At 71.1% G+C, this 19,577-nt stretch carries 19 protein-coding genes; 5 read left to right on the forward strand and 14 right to left on the reverse strand.

All coding sequences use genetic code 11. The features are described 5' to 3' along the window. Window positions 1-240: 240 nt before the first annotated feature. The 8 genes from menD to AR539_RS19725 all read right to left on the reverse strand — a co-directional run bounded on the left by menD (window position 241) and on the right by AR539_RS19725 (window position 9,269). Complete coding sequence (menD, locus tag AR539_RS15540; RefSeq protein ID WP_066438839.1) at window positions 241-2,007, reverse strand: 2-succinyl-5-enolpyruvyl-6-hydroxy-3-cyclohexene-1-carboxylic-acid synthase; 1,767 nt, start codon at window positions 2,005-2,007, stop codon at window positions 241-243. Beyond that, a complete protein-coding gene (gene argS / locus AR539_RS15545) occupies window positions 2,004-3,761 on the reverse strand; it encodes an arginine--tRNA ligase (protein ID WP_197410648.1) in 1,758 nt (585 codons plus the stop codon). Before argS ends, menD begins: the two co-directional genes overlap by 4 nt. A 144-nt stretch (window positions 3,762-3,905) precedes the next feature. Further along, complete coding sequence (locus AR539_RS15550) at window positions 3,906-5,990, reverse strand: PhoX family protein (protein ID WP_066438840.1); 2,085 nt, start codon at window positions 5,988-5,990, stop codon at window positions 3,906-3,908. Window positions 5,991-6,133: 143 nt separating this feature from the next. Continuing rightward, entirely contained in the window at window positions 6,134-6,652 is a 519-nt protein-coding gene (locus tag AR539_RS19525) for a MarR family winged helix-turn-helix transcriptional regulator (RefSeq protein ID WP_066438843.1), read from the reverse strand. A 64-nt stretch (window positions 6,653-6,716) separates the two neighbouring features. Beyond that, window positions 6,717-7,763, reverse strand: a complete 1,047-nt coding sequence (locus tag AR539_RS15560; RefSeq protein ID WP_082699394.1) for an o-succinylbenzoate synthase — start codon at window positions 7,761-7,763, stop codon at window positions 6,717-6,719. A 3-nt stretch (window positions 7,764-7,766) separates the two neighbouring features. After that, entirely contained in the window at window positions 7,767-7,922 is a 156-nt protein-coding gene (locus AR539_RS19530) for a hypothetical protein (protein WP_197410649.1), read from the reverse strand. A gap of 3 nt (window positions 7,923-7,925) precedes the next feature. Next, window positions 7,926-8,720: a class E sortase gene (locus AR539_RS15565; RefSeq protein WP_066438845.1), complete on the reverse strand. Its 795-nt coding sequence runs from the start codon at window positions 8,718-8,720 to the stop codon at window positions 7,926-7,928. A gap of 15 nt (window positions 8,721-8,735) precedes the next feature. After that, window positions 8,736-9,269, reverse strand: a complete 534-nt coding sequence (locus AR539_RS19725) for a DUF6993 domain-containing protein (RefSeq protein WP_231728632.1) — start codon at window positions 9,267-9,269, stop codon at window positions 8,736-8,738. 115 nt (window positions 9,270-9,384) lie between these two features. Here AR539_RS19725 and AR539_RS15575 point away from each other — a divergent pair, with 115 nt between their 5' ends. Both AR539_RS15575 and AR539_RS15580 read left to right on the forward strand, forming a co-directional pair. Further along, window positions 9,385-9,711 carry an ArsR/SmtB family transcription factor gene (locus AR539_RS15575; RefSeq protein WP_066438847.1) on the forward strand — a complete coding sequence of 109 codons (327 nt, stop codon included), beginning with the start codon at window positions 9,385-9,387 and terminating at the stop codon, window positions 9,709-9,711. Continuing rightward, window positions 9,708-10,445 carry a cation diffusion facilitator family transporter gene (locus AR539_RS15580; RefSeq protein WP_066438850.1) on the forward strand — a complete coding sequence of 246 codons (738 nt, stop codon included), beginning with the start codon at window positions 9,708-9,710 and terminating at the stop codon, window positions 10,443-10,445. Before AR539_RS15575 ends, AR539_RS15580 begins: the two co-directional genes overlap by 4 nt. 42 nt (window positions 10,446-10,487) lie before the next feature. Here the strand turns inward: AR539_RS15580 and AR539_RS15585 are convergent, their stop codons facing one another. Continuing rightward, window positions 10,488-11,855 (reverse strand): glycoside hydrolase family 32 protein, encoded by a 1,368-nt coding sequence (locus tag AR539_RS15585; protein WP_066438858.1) that lies wholly within the window; start codon window positions 11,853-11,855, stop codon window positions 10,488-10,490. 69 nt (window positions 11,856-11,924) lie between these two features. Between AR539_RS15585 and AR539_RS15590 the strand changes: the two genes are divergently transcribed. Continuing rightward, window positions 11,925-12,875: a phosphatase PAP2 family protein gene (locus AR539_RS15590; RefSeq protein ID WP_157361028.1), complete on the forward strand. Its 951-nt coding sequence runs from the start codon at window positions 11,925-11,927 to the stop codon at window positions 12,873-12,875. Between the two features lie 29 nt (window positions 12,876-12,904). Here AR539_RS15590 and AR539_RS15595 read toward each other — a convergent pair whose 3' ends face one another. Together AR539_RS15595 and AR539_RS15600 are read right to left on the reverse strand one after the other, a co-directional pair. Then, on the reverse strand, window positions 12,905-13,564 hold the full coding sequence (locus tag AR539_RS15595; protein ID WP_066438861.1) for a dihydrofolate reductase family protein: 660 nt from the start codon (window positions 13,562-13,564) through the stop codon (window positions 12,905-12,907). Between the two features lie 173 nt (window positions 13,565-13,737). Next, entirely contained in the window at window positions 13,738-14,286 is a 549-nt protein-coding gene (locus AR539_RS15600) for a hypothetical protein (protein WP_157361029.1), read from the reverse strand. Window positions 14,287-14,559: 273 nt separating this feature from the next. Between AR539_RS15600 and AR539_RS15605 the strand changes: the two genes are divergently transcribed. Then, complete coding sequence (locus tag AR539_RS15605) at window positions 14,560-15,810, forward strand: aminotransferase class I/II-fold pyridoxal phosphate-dependent enzyme (RefSeq protein ID WP_066438867.1); 1,251 nt, start codon at window positions 14,560-14,562, stop codon at window positions 15,808-15,810. Here the strand turns inward: AR539_RS15605 and AR539_RS15610 are convergent. After that, entirely contained in the window at window positions 15,807-16,421 is a 615-nt protein-coding gene (locus tag AR539_RS15610; protein ID WP_066438881.1) for a TetR/AcrR family transcriptional regulator, read from the reverse strand. The genes AR539_RS15605 and AR539_RS15610 overlap by 4 nt on opposite strands. An 80-nt stretch (window positions 16,422-16,501) precedes the next feature. On the opposite strand from AR539_RS15610, the gene AR539_RS15615 reads away from it, so the two are divergent. Beyond that, the gene (locus AR539_RS15615) at window positions 16,502-17,671 is read left to right on the forward strand and encodes a flavin-containing monooxygenase (RefSeq protein WP_066438889.1); all 1,170 of its coding nucleotides are present in this window, start codon (window positions 16,502-16,504) and stop codon (window positions 17,669-17,671) included. Here AR539_RS15615 and AR539_RS15620 read toward each other — a convergent pair. Continuing rightward, window positions 17,570-18,784, reverse strand: a complete 1,215-nt coding sequence (locus AR539_RS15620) for an MFS transporter (RefSeq protein WP_066438891.1) — start codon at window positions 18,782-18,784, stop codon at window positions 17,570-17,572. The genes AR539_RS15615 and AR539_RS15620 overlap by 102 nt on opposite strands. Before the next feature lie 37 nt (window positions 18,785-18,821). Continuing rightward, complete coding sequence (locus AR539_RS15625) at window positions 18,822-19,556, reverse strand: GAF and ANTAR domain-containing protein (RefSeq protein ID WP_066438893.1); 735 nt, start codon at window positions 19,554-19,556, stop codon at window positions 18,822-18,824. Window positions 19,557-19,577: the final 21 nt, after the last annotated feature.

Below are 19,577 nucleotides of genomic sequence, written 5' to 3' on the forward strand. Positions count from 1 at the left end.
ACGCGTCGCCAGCCACGCGTCGGGGCGCTAGCCACGATCCGCGTCGTCGGCTGCAATTCGCATCGTCAGAGTCCCGTCCCGTCCCGCGGCGCAGCCTCAGCCTGCGACGCGGTTCCTGTCCTGCGACGCGCGAAAGTCCTGACGCGGCGGGTGTACCGGCGCGTGGGGTATGAAGCGAGTCGCCCAGCATGAAGCGCATCGCAGGGCACGCCTCGTCGCGCTGGGCTAACGGCCCGGGGTTTACTCCGGGGCGAGGACTCCGGACACAGCTGTGCCTACTGCGGCCCGGATGCGTCCGTGCAGGTCCCGCAGCCCGCGCCGGTCCGTCCGCACCTCGATGATGCTGCGGCCGGCCACCGGCACAGAGAGCGCCGCGTCCAGCTCCGCCGTCGTGCCCACCGAGTGGTGCACCACGCCGTAGGCCGCCGCGAGTGCCGCCAGGTCCACCGAATGCGGGGTGCCGAAGAGGCGTTCGACGGCGGTCCCGTACCGGCCCGCGGCCTCGACGGCGCCGTGCTCCAGCAGCCCGAAGATGGCCCCGCCGGCGTCGTTGAGGACCACGATCCGCAGGTCGGGCTCCTCCTCCCCGGCGCCCAGCAGCAACCCGCCGGCGTCGTGCAGGAACGTGACGTCGCCCAGCAGCACCGTGGTTTCCTGCCGGCCGCCCAGGGCAATGCCGGTGGCCGTCGCGAGCGTCCCGTCGATCCCGGACAGGCCGCGGTTGGCGAACACGACGGCTGCCGGCTCGGCGGCGGGCGCCCCGGCGAGGTCGACGTCGCGGATGCCGTTGGAGGAGCCCAGCACGAGCTGGCCGCGCGTGTGTTTCCAGACCAGGGCCCCGACGGCGGGACCGGACGCGGCAGCCCGAGTCACAGCAGGCAGAGCAGCATCGGGCTCGTCCGCCGGCCCGGCCAGCACCACGTCCACGGCGTGCTGCGCGGCGGCGCCGGCCAGCAGCCAGGCATCCAGCCACGCCGCCGAGCCGCGGCCGGCGAAGTCGGCCAGGTCCGCCAGATTGTTCAGCGGCAATTCGGTTCGGCGGCCCGGCTCGTACCAGGCCACAGGCACCGGCTGGTACAGCGCGGAGGGGACGTCGGCGCGGGCCAGCAGTGCGCTCACCGGCCGGGACAGGGTGGGCCGGCCGAACAGCACCACCCGCTCGATCGGCTGCGCCGACTCCGGCCCGAACGCGTCGAGGACAATCCGGTACGGCCCCACAGCGTTGGGCCCGAACCGGGCGTTGGAGGACGGCTCGGCCAGCAGCGGCAGGCCGTGCGCTCGGGCGAACGCCTCGGCGACCGGGCCGGCGTCGTGCCCGGCCAGCACCACGGTGCGGCGCTCCGGCAGGCCGGGAGAGGCGGGCGGGAAGTCGAGCGCCAGCGGGCCGCGCGGCGTGCGGTAGACGCGGCGGCCGGACTCCGCGGGCAAGCCGTCGCCCGGCGCAGGGACCAGCGGGTCGCGGAACGCCAGGTTCAGCTGCACCGGCCCCGGCGGGGTGTCCTCGAACGCCCCGGTGGCGGCGCTCAGCGCGGTCTCCACGGCGCGCCGCGGGTCGCTGCCGGCGGGCACGTCGGCGGCGAAACGGACATGCTCCCCGAACAGGTCCAGCTGCACGGTGGTCTGGTTGGCGCCCGTGCCGCGGAGTTCCACGGGGCGGTCGGCCGAGACCACCACCAGCGGGACGGCCGCGTGGTTGGCCTCCATCACGGCGGGCAGGAGATTGCCGACGGCAGTCCCGGACGTGGTGAGCACAGCCGCGGGCGCACCGGTGGCGAGGGCCAGGCCCAGGGCCGTGAACCCGGCGTCGCGCTCGTCGATCCGCACCAGCAGCTCCACCCGCCCGGCGGCCTCAGCCTCGGCCAGCGCGTAGGCCATGGGCGCCGAGCGCGACCCCGGCGCCACCACCACGTACCGCACCCCTTCCAGGAGCAGGGCCGCGACGGCGATCCGCGCGGCATCGACCGCGCTCAGCTCTGCAGCGCCCGGGTCCGGCTCCCCTGCGCTCACATGTTCTCCGGCGTCTCGATACCCAGCAGGTCCAGCCCCTCGGACAGCCGGCGCAGCACCAGCGCGCACAGCGCCAGCCGCGATTCCCGCACCGAGTCCTCCGACTTCAGCACCGGGCACTGGTCGTAGAAGGACGTAAACAGCTGGGCCAGCTCAAACAGGTACGTGCACAGGCGGTGCGGCTCCAGCGTCTCGCGCACCTTGTGCAGCGTGGCGCCGTATTCGAGCAGGTGCAGTGCCAGCGCGCGTTCGGCAGGTTCGACGACGGAGATCACCGCCGCCGTCGACCCGCCGTCGGACACCCCAAACTCAAGCCCGGTGTACCGCTCCAGCACCCCGGCCTTGCGCAGGATCGAGCGGATCCGCGCGGCCGCGTACTGCACGTAGGGTCCGGTGTTGCCGCTCAGGGCCAGCATCCGGTCGAAGTCGAAGACGTACTCGGTGTCGTGCCCGGTGGAAAGGTCCGCGTACTTGACGGCGCCGATGCCCACCTGCCGGGCGGTCACGGCGCGTTCGGCCTCGCTGAGCTCCGGGCGGCCGGCGTCGATGACGGCGCGGGCGCGGTCCACGGCCTCCTCCAGCAGCGCCATCAGCTTCACCGGGGCGCCCGAGCGGGACTTCAGGATCTTCCCGTCCTCCCCCAGCACGTTGCCGATCTGCACGTGCACAGCCTCCACGGTGTCCGGCAGCCACCCGGCCTCGCGGGCGGTGGCCATCACCATGCGCAGGTGCATGTTCTGCGGCGCACCCACCACGTACAGGACGCGGTTGGCCCCGAGCTCGCGGACCCGGTACCGGATGGTGGCGAGGTCCGTGGTGCCGTAGCCGTAGCCGCCGTCGGACTTGCGGATGATGAGCGGCATGGGCTCGCCGTCGCGGCCCGTGAACCCGGCCGGGAACGTGCACAGGGCGCCGTCGCTGATGCGGGCGATGCCGCGGTCTTCGAGTTCCTGGCACAGCTGTGCCAAATGCTCGTCGTAGGAGCTTTCCCCGGCGATGTGGTCGTCGGTGAGGCTGATGCCCAGCATGGAGTAGATGGCGTTGAAGTAGCGCTTGGACTGCGCCACTAGCCGCTGCCAGACGGCAAACGTCTCGGCGTCGCCGCCCTGCAGGGCCACCACCCGGAGCCGCGCGCGGGTCGCGAAGCCGTCCTCGTCCGTGGCCGAGGCATCGAACTTGGCGCGGGCAGCCTGGTAGAACGCATTGGGGTCATCCACCAGCAGCGCCGCTTCCGGGGAGTCCTCGCCGATCTCCAGCCAGTGCTCGATCAGCATGCCGAACGGGGTGCCCCAGTCGCCGATGTGGTTCTGCCGGATCACCGTGTCGCCCAGGGCCTCAAGGACCTTGACCAGGCTGTCGCCCACCACCGTGGTGCGCAGGTGCCCCACGTGCATTTCCTTCGCCACATTCGGGGAGGAATAGTCGACGACGACGCGCTGGGCCTCCGCGGCCGGCAGCGGCCGGGTGCCGGGAGACTCGGCGTTGAGCAGCTCTTCGATCCAGGTCCCGTCGAAGGTGAGGTTGATGAAGCCGGGCCCGGAGATCTCGGTTCCGGTGCAGATGCCGTCCAGGTCCAGGGCCTCGACGATCCGGGCGGCGGCGTCCCGCGGCGGCAGGCCGACCTTCTTGGCCAGTGCCATGGCGGCGTTGATCTGGATGTCCGCGAACTGCGAGGGCCGCACCACGGGATCCGTCCCGCGGTACTCTTCGCCGAACGCGCTTGCAATTGCTGCCTGGACTCTGGGGACAACCATTTCGGCCGGATTATTCACACTGTTCAAATTAGCAGTTCCGCCCACCCGCCGACGCTCCCGCAGGAAGCAACGCGGGGTCAGATATCGCCCAAGAAGGGCCCCGACATGGGCCGGATCTGACCCCGCGTTGCTATGCAGGAGGAGCTAGGCGTCGGTGCGGAACACCTGCACCACGGACGGGCGCGGGGCACGGGCCTGGCCGCGCGCCGGCGTCGTGCCTGCCGGGACGTAGTCCGGGAAGAAGGACAGCTGCGCGTCGAACGTGCCGTCCTCGCCCGGGTGCTGCACGGAGACGAACACGCTGCGTTCCTGGTCGTGGATGATGGGCCCGCAGGTTTCGGCGTCGCGCGGGACGGCGAGGAACTGCTCCACCCGGCCCCGCTCGGCGCCGTCGAGGGTGACCTTGAACAACCCGTCGGCCTTGCCGATGCCGGAGGGGGCGCCGTCGGTGGAGATCCAGAGGTTGCCCACCGAGTCGAACGCGAGGTTGTCCGGGCAGGAGATCGGCGAGACCTGGTCCGCGGGGAAGCCGGAGAAGTAGGTCACGTCGCCGGTGGAGGGGTCGCCGCAGACCATCAGCAGGTTCCACGTGAACGCGGTGGAGGTCTGGTCGCCGGTCTCGGTGATTTCCACGACGTGGCCGTCGCGGTTGGCGTTGCGGGGGTTGACCTCGGTGGCGCCTTCCTTGCCGAGCTTGCCGCGGTCCGAGTTGTTGGTGCACGCGACGTAGACCTTGCCGGTGTGCAGGCTGGGCTGGACGTCCTCGCAGCGGTCCATCTTGGTGGGTCCCACCTTGTCGGCGGCCAGGCGGGTGTAAACCAGCACCTCCTCGACGGACATCCCGGGCACCTTGGACTTCCCGCCCACCACCAGGGGAAGCCATTCGCCGGTGCCGTCGAAGCCGCCGTCGGCCGGGACCTCGCCGGTGCCGGTGATCTCGGAGGACGGGGAGTTGCCGGTGAAGCGGGCCACGTAGAGGTCGCCCGCGGAGAGCAGGGTCATGTTGTGCTTGCGGTCGCCCTCGCGGTACTTCTCGGCGGAGACGAACTTGTAGAGGTAGTCGAAGCGCTCGTCGTCGCCGGAGTAGGCCACCACGTGGCCGGACTCGGCCACGATCACGTTGGCGCCCTCGTGCTTGAAGCGGCCCAAGGAGGAGTGCTTCTTCGGGGTGGAGTCGGGGTCGAACGGATCGACTTCCACGATCCAGCCGAACCGGTTGGCCTCGTTCTCGAAGCCGGGGTTGCGGGTGTCGAAGCGGGGGTCGTCCAGTTCCCACTGGCGGGCCGTGGGCTTGCTGGTCAGCCCGTAGCGCTTGTCCGCGTCCGAGGTGCCCGGCGCCACGAAGTAGCCGTTGAAGTTCTCCTCGCCGGAGAGGATGGTGCCCCAGGGGGTGGTGCCGCCGGAGCAGTTGCCCAGCGTGCCGAGGATGCGGCGGCCGGAGGGGTCCGCGGACGTGCGGACCAGCGGCGAGCCGGCTACCGGACCGGTGAGCTCGTACGCCGTCGAGTTCAGGTAGCGGCGGTTCAGCCGGGCGCCCTTGACGTAGGACCACGGCTTGTTCTTGTTCTTGCGCTCCAGTTCCACCACGGAGAGCCCGTGCGCGGCGGCGCCGACGGCCCGGACGTCCGCGGCCGCCATCGACGCCGGGAACATGATGGCCTCGTTGGTGTACTCGTGGTTCGCGAACAGGACGGCGCGGCGGCCCTTGCTGCCCGGAAGCTCCGTGATGTCCGTGTAGTCGTTGTTGTAGCCGAACTGCCGGGCCTGCGCCGCCGCGGTCTGGTTCCCCAGGTCAAAGTCCGGGGCGTCGTTGAAGATGGGGTCGCCCCAGCGGATCACGGGCTGCCAGGTGAAGCCTTCCGGCACGGTCAAACGGTCGACGGCGGCATCCACCGGGGCGATCGCTGAGAACCGGAGCTTGGACGCGCCGTAGCCGTCCTTGGCTGCCGCGGACAGTCCCGTTCCGCCGTCGGCTGCTGCGGGTCCGGCCGTGGTGAGGGCATCCCCGAACGCGACGGCGAGTGCACCCGCGGCGCCGAAGCCCAGGACGGCGCGGCGGGACATGGTGGCCGAGGCGATGTCCCGGAAGTAGCTGTTAGAGCTGGTGTTGCACACCTCGCCCGAGCAGGCGTTGTCGCACTTCAGCGCGCAGGTGACGGCGCTGCGCTTGCCTTTGGTGTGGCCGAGCATGGGGAGCAGGGAGAACTTGCGTCCGGAGGAAACAGACAATGGGAGACCTTCCACGGTGGATTGGGGGCCTCCCTAACGTTCCAGCCGCGGGCGACGTGGAGTCGACTCTCAGATGAAGTCCGGGTGAACTCGGAGCGTCGCGGCGGAGCCTGCCGGATCTGAGGGAGCGTCGCGGGGGAAGGTCAGTCCGCTTCCGGGGCGTTGGCCGCGTCCATGAGCCGCTGGCCGATGCCCTCGAGGAACTCGGCGATGTCCGCCACGCTCTCCTTGGAGGAGGACTCGAGCAGGGCCCGGGCGGCGGCGGCGAAGTGGTCGTTGGCCCACTGCATGGCCTCGTTGCCCTCCGGGCTGAGGTGCAGCAGCACACTGCGGCGGTCCGTGGGGTTGGGCTTGCGCACCATAAAGCCCTTGGATTCCAGCCGGTCCACCATGGCGGTGACCGAGCCGGTGGTGATGTTCAGCGTCTTGCCCAGGTCCTTGGGGGTAAGGCCGTCCACCTCGCCCACGAAGGCCATGGCGTTGATGTCGATGGTGCCGATGCCCAGCTTCTCGGCCAGCCGGATGCGGAGCGCGTAGGTTCCGGTGTCCACCCGCCGCAGGCCCTGCACAATGCGGAGCAGCCCGTCTTTGGTAGCGGCCTGGCCGTCCGCGGCCTTGGCATCTGACGCCTCGTCAACGTGCAGGGATCCAGGAGTCGTCATTAACAAATATTCCATTCCACAAGCCATTTTCCACGGCTGCTTCGCCGCTTCCGCACCTACTTTACTAGCACGCGCGTGCTTCCCCGGCAGCCAGCACCGCGTGCACCCGGCGCAGGCGCTCCAGCCACCAGTCCCGGCGCTCCGGGGCGGCCGCGTATTCCGCCAGCAGCCCCGGGTCGGCGGCGACGTCGCGGACGCGGATGGCGCCGTCGTCGGGCACCAGCGAGTCCCGGGTGACGTCCGCGGCGAGCAGCGAGACGGTGCCCAGCCCGCACGCGTAGGGCAGCTCGGGCAGCGCGGCGGCGAGCGCCAGGCCGGCGCGGATGCCCACGGAGGTGTCCAGCGCGGAGCTGACGACGGCGGGAAGCCCGGCCTGCGCCACGATGTCCAGGGCGCGCCGCACTCCCCCGAGCGGCGCCACCTTCACAACGATCAGGTCAGCGGCGCCGGCGCGGGCCACCTTGAGCGGGTCGTCCTCCTTGCGCACGCTCTCGTCCGCGGCGATCAGCACCGGGACCCCGGCGGCGCGCAGCCGGTGGCGCACCTCGGCCAGGCCGGCGATGCCCGGCACCGGCTGTTCGGCGTACTCCAGCCCGACGGCGGACAGCCGGGTCAGTGCCTCCACGGCGGCCGGCACGTCCCAGCCGCCGTTGGCGTCCACCCGGATCGCGGCGTCGGGCAGGGCGGCGCGGACGGCGGCGACCCGGGCGGCGTCGTCGTCGAGGGTCTGCCCGGCCTCGGCGACTTTGACCTTGACGGCGTCCACCCGGCCGAACCGGACCAGGATCTCCGGCACCCGGTCCGCGGGAATCGCGGGGACCGTGGCGTTGACGGGAACCAGCGTCCGCACCGGCGGAGGGAAGCCGTGCCACCCGGCCTCGACCGCGGCGGCGAGCCAGCGGGATGCTTCGGCGTCGCCGTATTCCGGGAAGGGACAGAACTCGCCCCAGCCGCGCGGGCCGTCCAGCAGCAGCGCCTCCCGCCGGGTGATACCGCGGAACTTCACCCGCATGGGCAGGCTCACCACGTGCGCGGCGGCCAGGAGCTCCTCCAGCGGCGGCAGGGGCGGCGGGCCAGCGGACGGGGACGACGGCGGCGGGCTGGCGGGCACGGGTCAGCCCACCGTCACGTCGGTCAGGTTGGTCACGTCGGCCAGCCAGGGGAACACGACGTCGAACAGCAGGAAAACGGCCCCGGCCAGGAGCCCGGCCGAGAGCAGGATCCGCACCCAGAGGGGTCCGGGGAGGTGGCGGAAAATCCAGAGGTACATGGTTTATGCCTTCCCCTGCAGCGCGGCGAGCTGCTGTGCGATGGCCGCCGGAGGCCCGGCGCTGAGCGGCTGCCAGGAGTCGAACACCGAGTATGCGATGATGCGCTCCTCTGACCCGAACCGCGGGTTGCAGCTGGTCAGGGTCAGGAGCCGCTGGTCCGGCGCGACGCCGGGCTGGGTGGGCACGGGCGCGATCACGTCTGTCCGGTCCGGCAGCACGATCTCCTGGTTGCGGAAGACGTAGGTGTAGAAGCCGTCGGCGGTCTGGACGTAGATTTTGTCGCCCGGCACCAGGGTGTGGATGTTGTCCAGGACGGCGCCGTGGGTCTGGCGGTGGCCGGCCATCACGAAGTTTCCCACGGCCCCGGGCATGGCGGTTCCGGCGTAGCGGCCCAGGCCCAGGGTGTCGATCACGTCGCGGCTGGTGCCCTCGATGATGGGCCGGCTGTAGGTCTCGCCGAACCGGGGGATGTAGATGACGCCGATCGCCGCGCCATGGGCCGGCGCGCTGGCCACGGGCACGTTCGCGGGATCCACGGGCGCGGCCGGGGCCGGGGCTGCAGCCGCGTCAGGGATGGGCGCCTGGTGTTGCTGGACGAACTGCTTCACGGCGGACTCCTGGGCGGCGTCGGCCTCCACGTTGGTCCACCACAGCTGCCAGGCGACAAAGAGGACGGCAATCACGCCCAGGGTGATCAGCAGCTCGCCGGCCACCTGGACAACCATCAGCGAGCGCCCGCGGCGGGTGCGGCGGGTTTCCTGCGCAACCACGGCGCGGCGGTTCAGTACGTTGGACATGCCCTCTCCTGTCGCCTACCGCTGGACGCTGCCGATAAAGCAGCGCCCGTTCGGAAGAACCGGCAAGACCGACGTGGCCACCGTTCCCGCCCGGAGCTGCGCCATCACACATTCGTTGTTGTCGCCCAGGACTCCGACCTCGACGGCGTCCGCCGCCAGTCCGGTGGGGGTCCGGGCCGCTGACACCTCGACGGCGGCCGGCGCGAACCCCGCCGCAGCCAGGCTCTCGCGGACCTGCGCCGTGCTGGGCTGCGGTGCGGAGGCCACCAGCGCCTGCAGTGCCGCTTCCACCGCAGCGGGAACTCCGGAGGCGGCGGGTCCGGACGGATCAGCGGACGACGCCGCGCCGCCGGCTTCCGGGGCCGGGGCGGCCGGGGCGGCGCCCTCGGACGCGGGTGCACTGTGGGAGGCGGCCGGGCCGGAGGCAATTGTGGGGGCGGGGGTTGAACACGCTGCCAGACCGACCAGCAGCGGAAGCACCAGGGCGACCAGGCCCACGGACCGGCGGCCGCGTGCGCGGCGGAGCAGGGCGGGGGCAGGGGAAGTCACCGGATCATCCTTTCATACCGGCACCCCGCAGCGGATCAGGTCACAGGGGTGATGGACAACCCCAGCGCCGCACTACACGATTGCGTGAATACAGCCCCAGCTGTACTTTGGGTGGATGGAAACTTTCACCCACGCCCCGGTGCTGGCGCGCTTCGGCTACGCGGTCTCGGACCCCACCCGGGCGAGCATTCTGCTGGCCCTGGCGGATGCGCCCTCGTACCCGTCGGACCTGGCGGATTCCCTGGGGGTTTCGCGGCAGAGCATGTCCAACCACCTGACGTGCCTGCGGGGATGCGGCCTCGTCGTTACTACCGCGGACGGCCGGCGGACCCGCTATGAGCTCGCCGACGCCCGGCTGGGCCATGCGATCAGGGACCTGCTCGGCGTGGTGCTGGCCGTCGACCCGGCCTGCTGCGCCCCGGACGGGACGTGCCTGGCATGAGCACACCAACCCCGGCCATGCCCGCGGCCAAGCGCCGCGCCATCCTGAGCCGCCGCATCCGGTTGTTCGCCGCCGCCACCATCACCTACAACCTCGTCGAGGCCGTGGTCGCGCTCTGGGCGGGCAACGCGGCGGATTCCTCGGCCCTGATCGGCTTCGGCCTCGACTCGGTGATCGAGGTCGCCTCCGCCGTCGCCCTGTCTTGGCAGTTCTCCGCCAAAGATCCTGAACTCCGCGAGCGCCTGACCCTGCGGATCATCGCGATCTCCTTCTTCGCGCTGGCCTTGTTCGTCTCCGTGGACTCCGTGAGATCGCTGGCCGGAGGCGGCGAGGCCCGGCATTCCACACCGGGCATTGTCATCGCCGCCCTGAGCCTGGCCATCATGCCCGTTTTGTCCTGGCTCCAGCGGCGGGCCGGACGGGAGCTCGGATCCAGGACCGCGGTGGCAGATTCCAAGCAGACCCTGCTGTGCACCTACCTCTCCGCCGTGCTGCTGGTCGGCCTGGTGCTGAACGCCGCACTGGGCTGGTGGTGGGCGGACGCGGGCGCCGCACTGGTCATCGCCGGGATCGCTGTCCGTGAGGGGATCAACGCCTGGAAGGGCGATGCCTGCTGCGCCGTCCCAGCCGCCGCCACCGAGCGCGACGGCGGAGCCGACGGCTGCTGCGAAGGTTGCGGATCAGGTGCCGAACCGAACGTCTTCAGCCTTTCCGTACCCCCTCGCCACGGCTGAGGCTGAAGCGCCCCGCCTGCCGCGGACGGGCTGGTTGCGCTGCTACAAGACGGTCTCCGCCCGCTCCGGGTCCCGCAGTTCCCAGACGTCGGCCGCGGCGCCGTGCGGCAGTTCCAGGTGCCACTCCTCGCCGGGGCCCGGGTAGGCGCGCAGGGTGGTGGGCACGGACCCGTGGCGGTAGACCTCCACGATCGAGGCGTCGAGGAAGATCCGCAGCTCGTCGCCGCCCGCCACCGCGTCGGCGAACACAGTCCGCCGCCGGCCGTCCGTTGGATCCCCCACGGACACCAGGACCAGCCGCAGGGTGCCCTCTCCCCCGGCCACCCGGACCTCGGCAAACGGAGGCAGCGCCACGGTCCCCGCGGCGCCGTGGTGGAGTACTGCCCCGCGGTAGCCGCGGAGCTCCGGGGCGGGTTCCACCGCGAGCACCCCGCCGTGCACGGACAGCTGGCGGGGGAACGTCAGGATCCCGGCCCAGCCGGCGCGGTCCGTCTCGGCCTGGCTGCGCCCGGGACGGTCCTCGCTGTCCTCGAGCTCCGCGGACCAGCCCCACAGCAGCGCCCGGTCCGGCAGCGCGAGGATCTGCGGCGCGTAGAACTCGGGCCCCAGGTCCGCTTTCCCGCCCGACGCCGGTATGAACACCGGCAGCCCGGCAGGCCCGGCCGCCAGGGAGCCCAGGAGGTAGCCCACACCGTGGGGGTGGGTGTGCAGATCACCGGGGTGCCACAGCGAGGCCATCAGCACCCAGGTCTCCGCGCCGGAGGAGTCCGGCAGCCGGACCAGCTGCGGGCACTCCCAGATTGCCGCGGGCAGATGCCGGGCGGCGAGCGGGTCCTCGGAGCTGAACCAGATCCCCTCGTACCGCCAGGAGCGCAGGTCGTCCACGCTGTAGAGCAGCACGGCGGCGTGGCCGGAGGCCAGCCCGGCGCCCTGCAGGGCGAAGCGGCGGCCGCCGAACGTGAAGAGGAAGGGGTCGCGGACGGTGGTGACCTGCGGGTCCGGGGGCACCTCGGCCGCGACATGTCCGTCCTGCGTCCACGTCCGCAGTGAGGCATCCCCGCGCGCCAGGACCACCCGGGAGTGGCCGCCGTCGATGTCCACACCGGAGTAGACGGCGGTGGGGACGCCGCCGTCGTCCGTCACCACACCGGACCAGCAGCCCAGGGCGTCCGGCCCGCCGGGCTGGGGCCGCAGCGCCAGGGGCTCCTCCTCCCAGCGCACCAGGTCCGGGGAGCTCAGGTGCCCCCAGCAGATGCTGTGGTGCCGCGCCGAGTCCGGGTTGTGCTGGAAGAACACGTGGTAGCGGCCGTCCGTATAGCAGAGCCCGTTGGGATCGTTGATCCAGCCCTGCGCCGGCCGCGGGTGGAACCGGGGGAAGGCGGGGTCCGGGTGCGGAGCAGCGGTGTCCATGGGCCAAACCTTACCTGCGCGCCGCTGCGGCGTCCTCAGAAAGTTCGCAGGGTTCTGTGGGAACCTGTGATGGTGATTTTTCGGCAGGAACACACCAGCACGCAGCAGGCTCCGGGGTACCCGCAGCCGCCGTCCCGCGCGCCCGAGCCCCGCCAGGGCCGGGGCACCGGTTTCCTGTTCCTGCTGGCCACCCTCGCCAGCATGGCCGCCCTGGCCGCGACGTACTACTTCTTTGTCCGCACCACCACGGGCCAGTTCATCGACGAATCCGCCCTCGTGGAGGCGGTGGAGATCCACGGCACCGCCGGCAAGGCCGCCAACAAGCTGCTCGACTGGCTGCCCGCGGTGTCCCTGTTGATCTCCGCCGTGGTGGTCCTCATTGTCACGGTAGTGAAGCGCCGCTGGGCGGCCGCGGGCATCGCGGTGGCGGCCTGCGTCGGTTCCAACGTGGCCACCCAGATCCTGAAGAACCTCAGCCCGGACCGGCCCTACCGCGGGATCGAGACGCTGGAGCTGAACTCGCTGCCGTCCGGGCACACCACCCTGGCGGCGTCGGCCGCGGCGGCCGTGTTCCTCATGGTCTCCCCGCGCTGGCGGCCGATGGTGGGATTCCTGGGCGGCAGCTTCGCCGTCGCCACCGGGGTGTCCACGCTGATCAACCAGTGGCACCGGCCCGCCGACGTGGTGGCCGCGTTCTTGGTGGTGGCCGTGTTCATGATCCCGGCGGGCTGGCTGATCATCCGCAAGGGCCCGCGCTGGAACGTCTGGGACGGGTACGGGCACCACTGGGCGTCCTCGCACCTGTGGCTGGGGCTGTCCCTGCTGGCGGGCCTCGCCGCGGCCGCCGTCGCCGGCTTCTCCCTGCTGAGCGTCGCCGCGGGCAGCGGCGTGGAGGACAGCACCACCCACTACTTCTGGGCCGGCACCGCGCTGATTGTGATCGCCGGGTACCTCGCGACGGTCACCGGCGTCTGGCTGTTCGGGCATGCTGCCCGACGGCGCCACGCACCCCGCCGCTGACAGGCGCCCGGGCGGCCCGGCCGGCAGCCCTACCCGCCCGCGCGGCGGGTGAAGACCAAGTGGACCACGCCGCTCGGCGACGGGGTCGCTTCAATTTCGTAGCGTTCTTCCAGTCCTTCCAGCCCGTCCCACAGCCGTTCGCCGCGGCCCAGGATGATCGGCACCAGCACCACGTGCATGTGGTCGATCAGGTCGGCCTCGAGGAACTGCCGGATGGTGCTGGCGCCGCCGCCAATCCGCACGTCCGCATCCCCGGCCAAAGCGCGGGCCTGCTCCAGCGCGGCGGCGGCCGCGGCGGCCACGAAGTGGAAGGTGGTTCCGCCTGCCATTTCCAGGACCGGCCGGGGGTGGTGCGTCAGCACCACGACGGGCGTGTGGAAGACCGGGTTGTCGCCCCACCACCCCTTCCACTCCTCGTCCTCCCAGGGGCCGCGCTGCGGGCCGAACTTGTTGCGGCCCATGATCTCCACGCCGATCCCGCGCCCCCATTGGCTGGCGAACGCCTCGTCCACGCCGCGGGATCCCGCCGTCTCCCCGTGGAGGCCCATATCGCGGAAGGTGAGCGTTTCAAACGCCCACTCCATCAGCCGTGAGCCGGCATGGCCGAACGGGGCGTCGAGGCTCTGGCCTTCGCCGGTGCCGTAGCCGTCGAGGGAGACTGAGAAGTTGTGCACGCGGACGAGGGACATGTCATCTCCTGAAGTGCTGGTCATTCGCAATCACTGGATGTGTCGGCGCTGGTCCGGGAGTGAGCCCGGGTGAACCCTGTGCTGGACCGGCAGGATCATTCTGCCGCAATTTCCGGTGATGTCGAGGCCCCGGCGCCACCACGACGCCAGGGCCTCGTCAGGTGCAACGGCAGTTAACTGAGCCGCGCGCAGATGTCCACGGCTTTACCCGCGGTGGCGTCCACGGATTTCACGTTGTTGGTTATGGGCGAGTCAATGGTGAGCACCAACCGTCCGGTGTACTGGTAGGCCCCGGGCCCCTCGGGCCTGTCTCCGGAGAAGTAGACATAGCCGTTGTGTCCGGTGGCGGTGAACGTCCACGTTCCGTCCGCATTCTGGGTGTACTTGCTCACGGAACCGGACGTCTTCACCGTGTACGTCTTCCCGGTGCTCATGTTGATCCAGGTGAGGACCACTCCCGTACCGACCTGAAAGAAGTCGCCGTTACTGAAGTCGATCTGCCTGATGTTGCCGCCCTCGGCTGCGAGGCCGAGATCAAATGTTTTGCACGACTCCGAGGCCGGAATGATGACATCGGGCTCGACTGCTGCACTCGCGGGCGAAGCGGCCAGAAGAACGGCTGCTGTTGCAGCGAGCGGCGCGAACCAACGGGACTGTTTTCCAAACATGTGGATCTCCTCATTTTTACGTCGATGCGCATCACCCGGACGGGCGGACTCCATGCGCAGATAGTCACGGGTGCACCCTGACGGCGGCACTTCCGTGCCGTCCAACGCGGGGCCGGAGTGGAGGCTCCGGCGCCCTCAGCAGACGGTACTAAGGCCCCTTAGCTTCCGCCCGAGTACCCGGTACTCGAATTCGAGCGCCCGGATACCCGCGGCCAAAGGCCGTTTACATCCGGGCCGCCGAGGGCCACAATAGGTCCCGCGCAGCCACTGCCTCAGCAGCGCGTTGCCCATCCGTCCGGCCACGCCGCCACGTCTTGAGGGGCTGCCATGAGCAGAGATTCTTCGCCATCCCGGAGCGATGCATCGACCGTCCCGCCCGGCATCTCCCGGCGCGCCGCCACCCTCGCCTCCGTCCCCTCGCAGCAGCGGATCAACACCTTCCTCCGCGACTCTGTCTACGCCCGGCGCCAGCACGTCCCGGGGATCTGCGATCTGGCCCTGGGCAACCCGCACCAGATGCCGCAGGCGGCCTACGTCGAGGCGCTGGCCGACGCGCTGCGGCCCCGGAACGAACGCTGGTTCGCCTACAAGACCAACGAGCCGGAGGCGCAGGCCGCGGCGGCGGCGTCCCTGCAGCGCCTGCTGGGCATGCCGTTCGAGCCGGCGGACATCCACCTCACCACAGGCGGCTTCACCGCGATCCCGCTGGCGCTGAAGGCCGTGGCCGATCCGGGCGACGAGGTCATCTTCACCCTGCCGCCGTGGTTCTTCTACGAGCCGCTGGTGCTGGAGGCCGGGCTGGTGCCGGTCAAGATCCGCTGCGACGCGGACACGTTCGACGTCGACCTCGCGGCACTGGGGGCGGCCATCACCCCGCGCACCCGGGTGGTGATCGTCAACACGCCCAACAACCCCACCGGCCGGATCTACCCGCCGTCGCTGATGAAGGATCTGGCGGCCATGCTGGAGGGCGCCTCGCGCAGCAACGGGCGGCGGGTGTACCTGCTCTCGGACGAGCCGTACAACCGGATTGTCTACGACGGCGCCCGCTTCCACAGCCCCGCCGAGTACTATCCGTACACGCTCCTGGCCTACTCGTACGGGAAGACCCATCTGGCGCCCGGGCAGCGCATCGGGTACCTGGCGCTGCCGCCCACCATGCCGGACCGCGGCCCGCTGCGGGACGCGGTCAGCGCCCTGCAGATGTCCATGGGCTGGATCTACCCCAACGCCCTCCTGCAGTACGCGCTGCCGCGGCTGGAACAGTTCTCCATCGACGTCGGGCAGCTGCAGCACAAGCGCGACCTCATGGTGGACGCCCTGACGGGCCTGGGCTACAAGGTGACGCGGCCGGAGGGGGCGTTCTACCTGTTTGTCCGCACCCCGGCCGGCGACGATGAGGAGTTTACCGCCGCCCTCGCGGACCGGGACGTGTTTGTGCTGCCGGGCACCCTGTTCGAGACCCCGGGCTATTTCCGGATCTCGCTCACAGCCAGCGAGGACATGATCCGGCGCGCCCTGCCGGTCTTCGCCGCGGCCATCCAGCGGACGGGAGGGACGACGGCGGCGGCACCCTAGGCGAGCGCTGCCGCCAGCGCCTTGGCAATCCACGCACGGTAGGCCGGAACGGACCAGCCGGCGTCGTGCACCAGGGCACGGTAGGCCTGCGGGTGCCCCAGCGACCAGATGGCGGCGGCCCCCTCGGCGTCGGACAGCCCGGAGCTGAGCCCGCCGCGGGCCCGCACAGCGGCGGCGGCCTCCTCATAGCGCCGGAGCCGCTGCTGCGCCCGGTCCACCTCCAGCCGTGCCGCCGTCTGGTCCACGGCCGCGGCCTGGCTGATGACGGCGTTGATCCCGGCGGTGCGCGGGTGGACCTCGGCAAACCAGTCCGCCAGCACGTCCACCAGGGCGCTGAAGTCGGCGGCCTGGCGCGTGCGCTCCCGCATGAAGTCCAGCACGCCCGCCGGGGCGCCGGGCCCCGCGGCGGCGCGGTCCAGCACGGCCGAGAGCAGGGCCGCCTTGTTGCCCACCGAGTTGTACACCGTCTGGACGGCCACGCCGCTCTCCGCGGCAATCCCGTCGATGGTGGTGCGGACGTAGCCGTCGGCGGCGAACATCCGCCCGGCCGCTTCGACGATCACGTCCCGGGTGCCGGCTGCCTGGACCGTTCTCCGCGTGGTTTTGACCATGAATTTAGACTATCGCTCCACTCAGTAGAACGGTATTCTAGTGAGTAGGACGTCGGAGGGCTCGCACGAAGGAGCAGGCCATGAACCAGAACAGTCGGCAGCTGGATGCCGCAGTGATCGGAGCCGGCCAGGCAGGCCTGGCCGCCGGGTACCACCTGGCCCGGACCAGTCTGCGGTTCGAGATCCTGGACGGCGCCCCGCGGGTGGGCGACGCCTGGCGCCACCGCTGGGATTCCCTGGAGCTGTTCACCCCGGCCCAGCACGATGGCCTCCCCCGCCTGCCCTTCCCGGCGCCGCGGAACACGTTCCCGGGCAAGGAGGCGTTCGCGGACTACCTCGAGGACTACGCGGAGCATTTCAGGCTGCCGGTGCGGACCGGGGTCCGGGTGGAGCGCGTCAGCCGGGCCGGGGGCAGCTTCGCTGTTGAGACCGCGTCCGGCACGGTACTGGCCCGAAACGTCATTGTGGCGGCCGGAGCCAATGCGCTCCCCCGCATCCCGGGCGCCGCAGCCGGGCTGGACCCCGCCATCCGCCAGCTCCACAGTTCGCAATACCGCAGCCCGGCCGAGATCCCCGACGGCGACGTGCTGGTGGTGGGTGCCGGAACCTCCGGCTCTGAAATCGCTCTGGAGCTGGCCGGCACCCGCCGGGTGCTCCTGTCCGGCCGGCCCACCCCGCACATTCCCGATCCCCTGCTCCGCTACACCGGCGGGGTCTACTGGCGGTTCATCCACTCGGTTCTGACCCTGAGCACGCCGGTGGGGCGCAAGGTGGCCGCGGACTTCCACCGGCGCGGCGCACCCCTGATCCGGATCTCCCCGAAGGACCTGGACCGCGCGGGGGTGGAGCGTGTGCCCCGGATGACCGGAACCGCGGACGGCCAGCCCGTGTTCGACGGCGGCAGCTCCGCCGCCGTGCGGACCGTCATCTGGGCGACCGGCTACCTCCCGGACCTGGGCTGGATCGACGGGCTGGAGCTGGCGCCGTCGGGCTGGCCGCTGACCCGGCGGGGCGCCGCGCCCGGGACGCCGGGGCTGTTCTTCGTGGGCATGCCCTTCCAGTACGCGCTCACCTCGGGCCTGATCGGCGGCGTGGATCGGGACGCGGCATACGTGGTTCGGCAGCTGGCGCGGCGCGTCCCGGCCCCCTCAGTAGTTGCGCCGGTGTTTCAGCCGCGGGATGGTGACAGCGAACACCAGGGCGGCGGCGAAGCCCAGCGCGCCGGTGGCGGCCACGCCGGCCCCCAGTGACGCCGCGGCGGTGACGCCGGAGAGCAGCACCGGGCCGCCGGTGGCCCCGGCGTCGGCCATGAACCGCCAGATGCCCAGGAACTGGCCGCGGCCGTTGTCGGGTGAGAAGTCGGCGCCCAGCGTCATGTTCAGGCCCGAGCTGATGCCGTTGCCGAAGCCGATCAGCAGTGCCGCGAGCAGCAGCCCCACGAAGCCGGCGCTCAGCGGGATCAGCAGCATGGCCGTGCCCATAATGAGGGTGGACGGGATGGCTACCCATTGCCGGCCCTTGCGGTCCATCAGCTTCCCGGCCGGGTAGAACACCAGCATGTCGATGGCGCCGGAGAGCCCGTAGATCAGCGATGCCTGTGTTGCATCCATGCTGAGGTGCTCGGCCCAGAGCGGGATCACCACCTGCCGGGAAGCCCGCAGCGCACTTAGGAGCAGAACGCCCACACCCACGCTGAGGAACACCCCGGCGTGGGACACGGCCACGCTGCGCAGCGTCGCTTGCTGGGCGGGGACGCCCTCCTCGGGTGCGGGGGCGGCCACCAGGTCCGGGATGCGGACGGAGACGACGGCGGCCGCGGCCATCGCGGCGACGCCCACCCAGTAGGCGCCGGTGATGCCGGCCACCTGCATCGCGGCGGCGCCGATGAAGGGGCCAAGGAAGATGCCAATCCGGTTTACACCGCCGAGGGTGGACAGCGCCCGGGCCCGCAGGAGAACCGGCACCGCCTCGGTGAGGTATTTCTGACGGGCCAGGCTGAAGACACTCGCGGCCATGCCCACCACCAGCATCGCCGCAGCAAGCAGCCACAGCCCGCCGGGGACCAGCGGTGACAGGGCCGCGGCGGCCAGGGCGAGGGCGCTGGCGGCCGCGGCGCCGACGATCGCCCAGCGTTCTCCGAACTTCAGCGTGATGAGGGAGGCGGGCAGGTTGAAGAACCAGGAGCCCAGGCCGATCAGGGTAACCACCAGGGCGGCGACGGCCACGGAGGCGCCGAGGTCGCGGGCGGTCAGTGCCACCACGGGCAGGATGGCGCCCTCGCCGATGCTGAATAGCAGGGCCGGGCCAAACGCGGGGACGGCGATGCTGCGGAGGCTGAACGGCGCGGTGCTGGTGGTGGTCATCCCCTTCATCCTAGGGTCCACCCGGTGGCCCGCCGGCTCAGGCGTCGAAGTGCGTGCGGACTTCCTCTGCGGTGAGGTTCCGTAGCACGTCGGCGGCGACATCCCGGAGCTTCTGATTCCGGTTGCTGGACACCCGGGTGAGGATGGCCATGGCTTCCTCCTGGGAGCAGCGGTTCTGTGCCATCACCACGCCGCAAGCCAGGTCGATCGAGGTGCGGTGCTCCATGGCCGCCTGCAGGTCCTCGGCCCGGGACTGAGCGGTCCCAATCCGGACGGCGAGGCGAAGGGACCGTTCGGCAAGGTCGGCGAACCCGGCAGCCTCGACGATGATGTCCTCGGTGAACAGGCCGGTGTCGGGCGCAAAGAAGTTCAGGGCCGCGGACGCGTCGTCGCCGATTTCCAGGGGCACGCCGAGAGTGCTGCGGACGCCCTGGGCCGCGAGCTGGAGCTGGTACTCGGGCCAGCGCGGATCGGTATCGACGTCCGCCAGCAGCACCACGGAGCGGGTCCGCAGGGCTTCGATGCACGGACCGTCGCCGAGGTGCTGCTCGATGCGGTCCAGGATGACGGCCCGGGGGCTGCTCCCGGCCACGGTGGTGATCTTCTTCCGCCGCTGCAGCGTCACGCCGCATTCGATCCCCGCGCCGGCGGCCCGGCTGAGCATGGCCGCCGAGAATTCGGCGAGGCGGCCGAGAAAATCCTCGACGTTCTCCGTTCCCATCAGGAGGTCCTGCAGCTGCAGGGCGGCGTCATCCCCGAGGTTGTTGGTCATGCCTAAATCTAAGCCGGTCCC

The organism is Arthrobacter sp. EPSL27 (genome assembly GCF_001512305.1).
Taxonomy (GTDB): domain Bacteria; phylum Actinomycetota; class Actinomycetes; order Actinomycetales; family Micrococcaceae; genus Arthrobacter.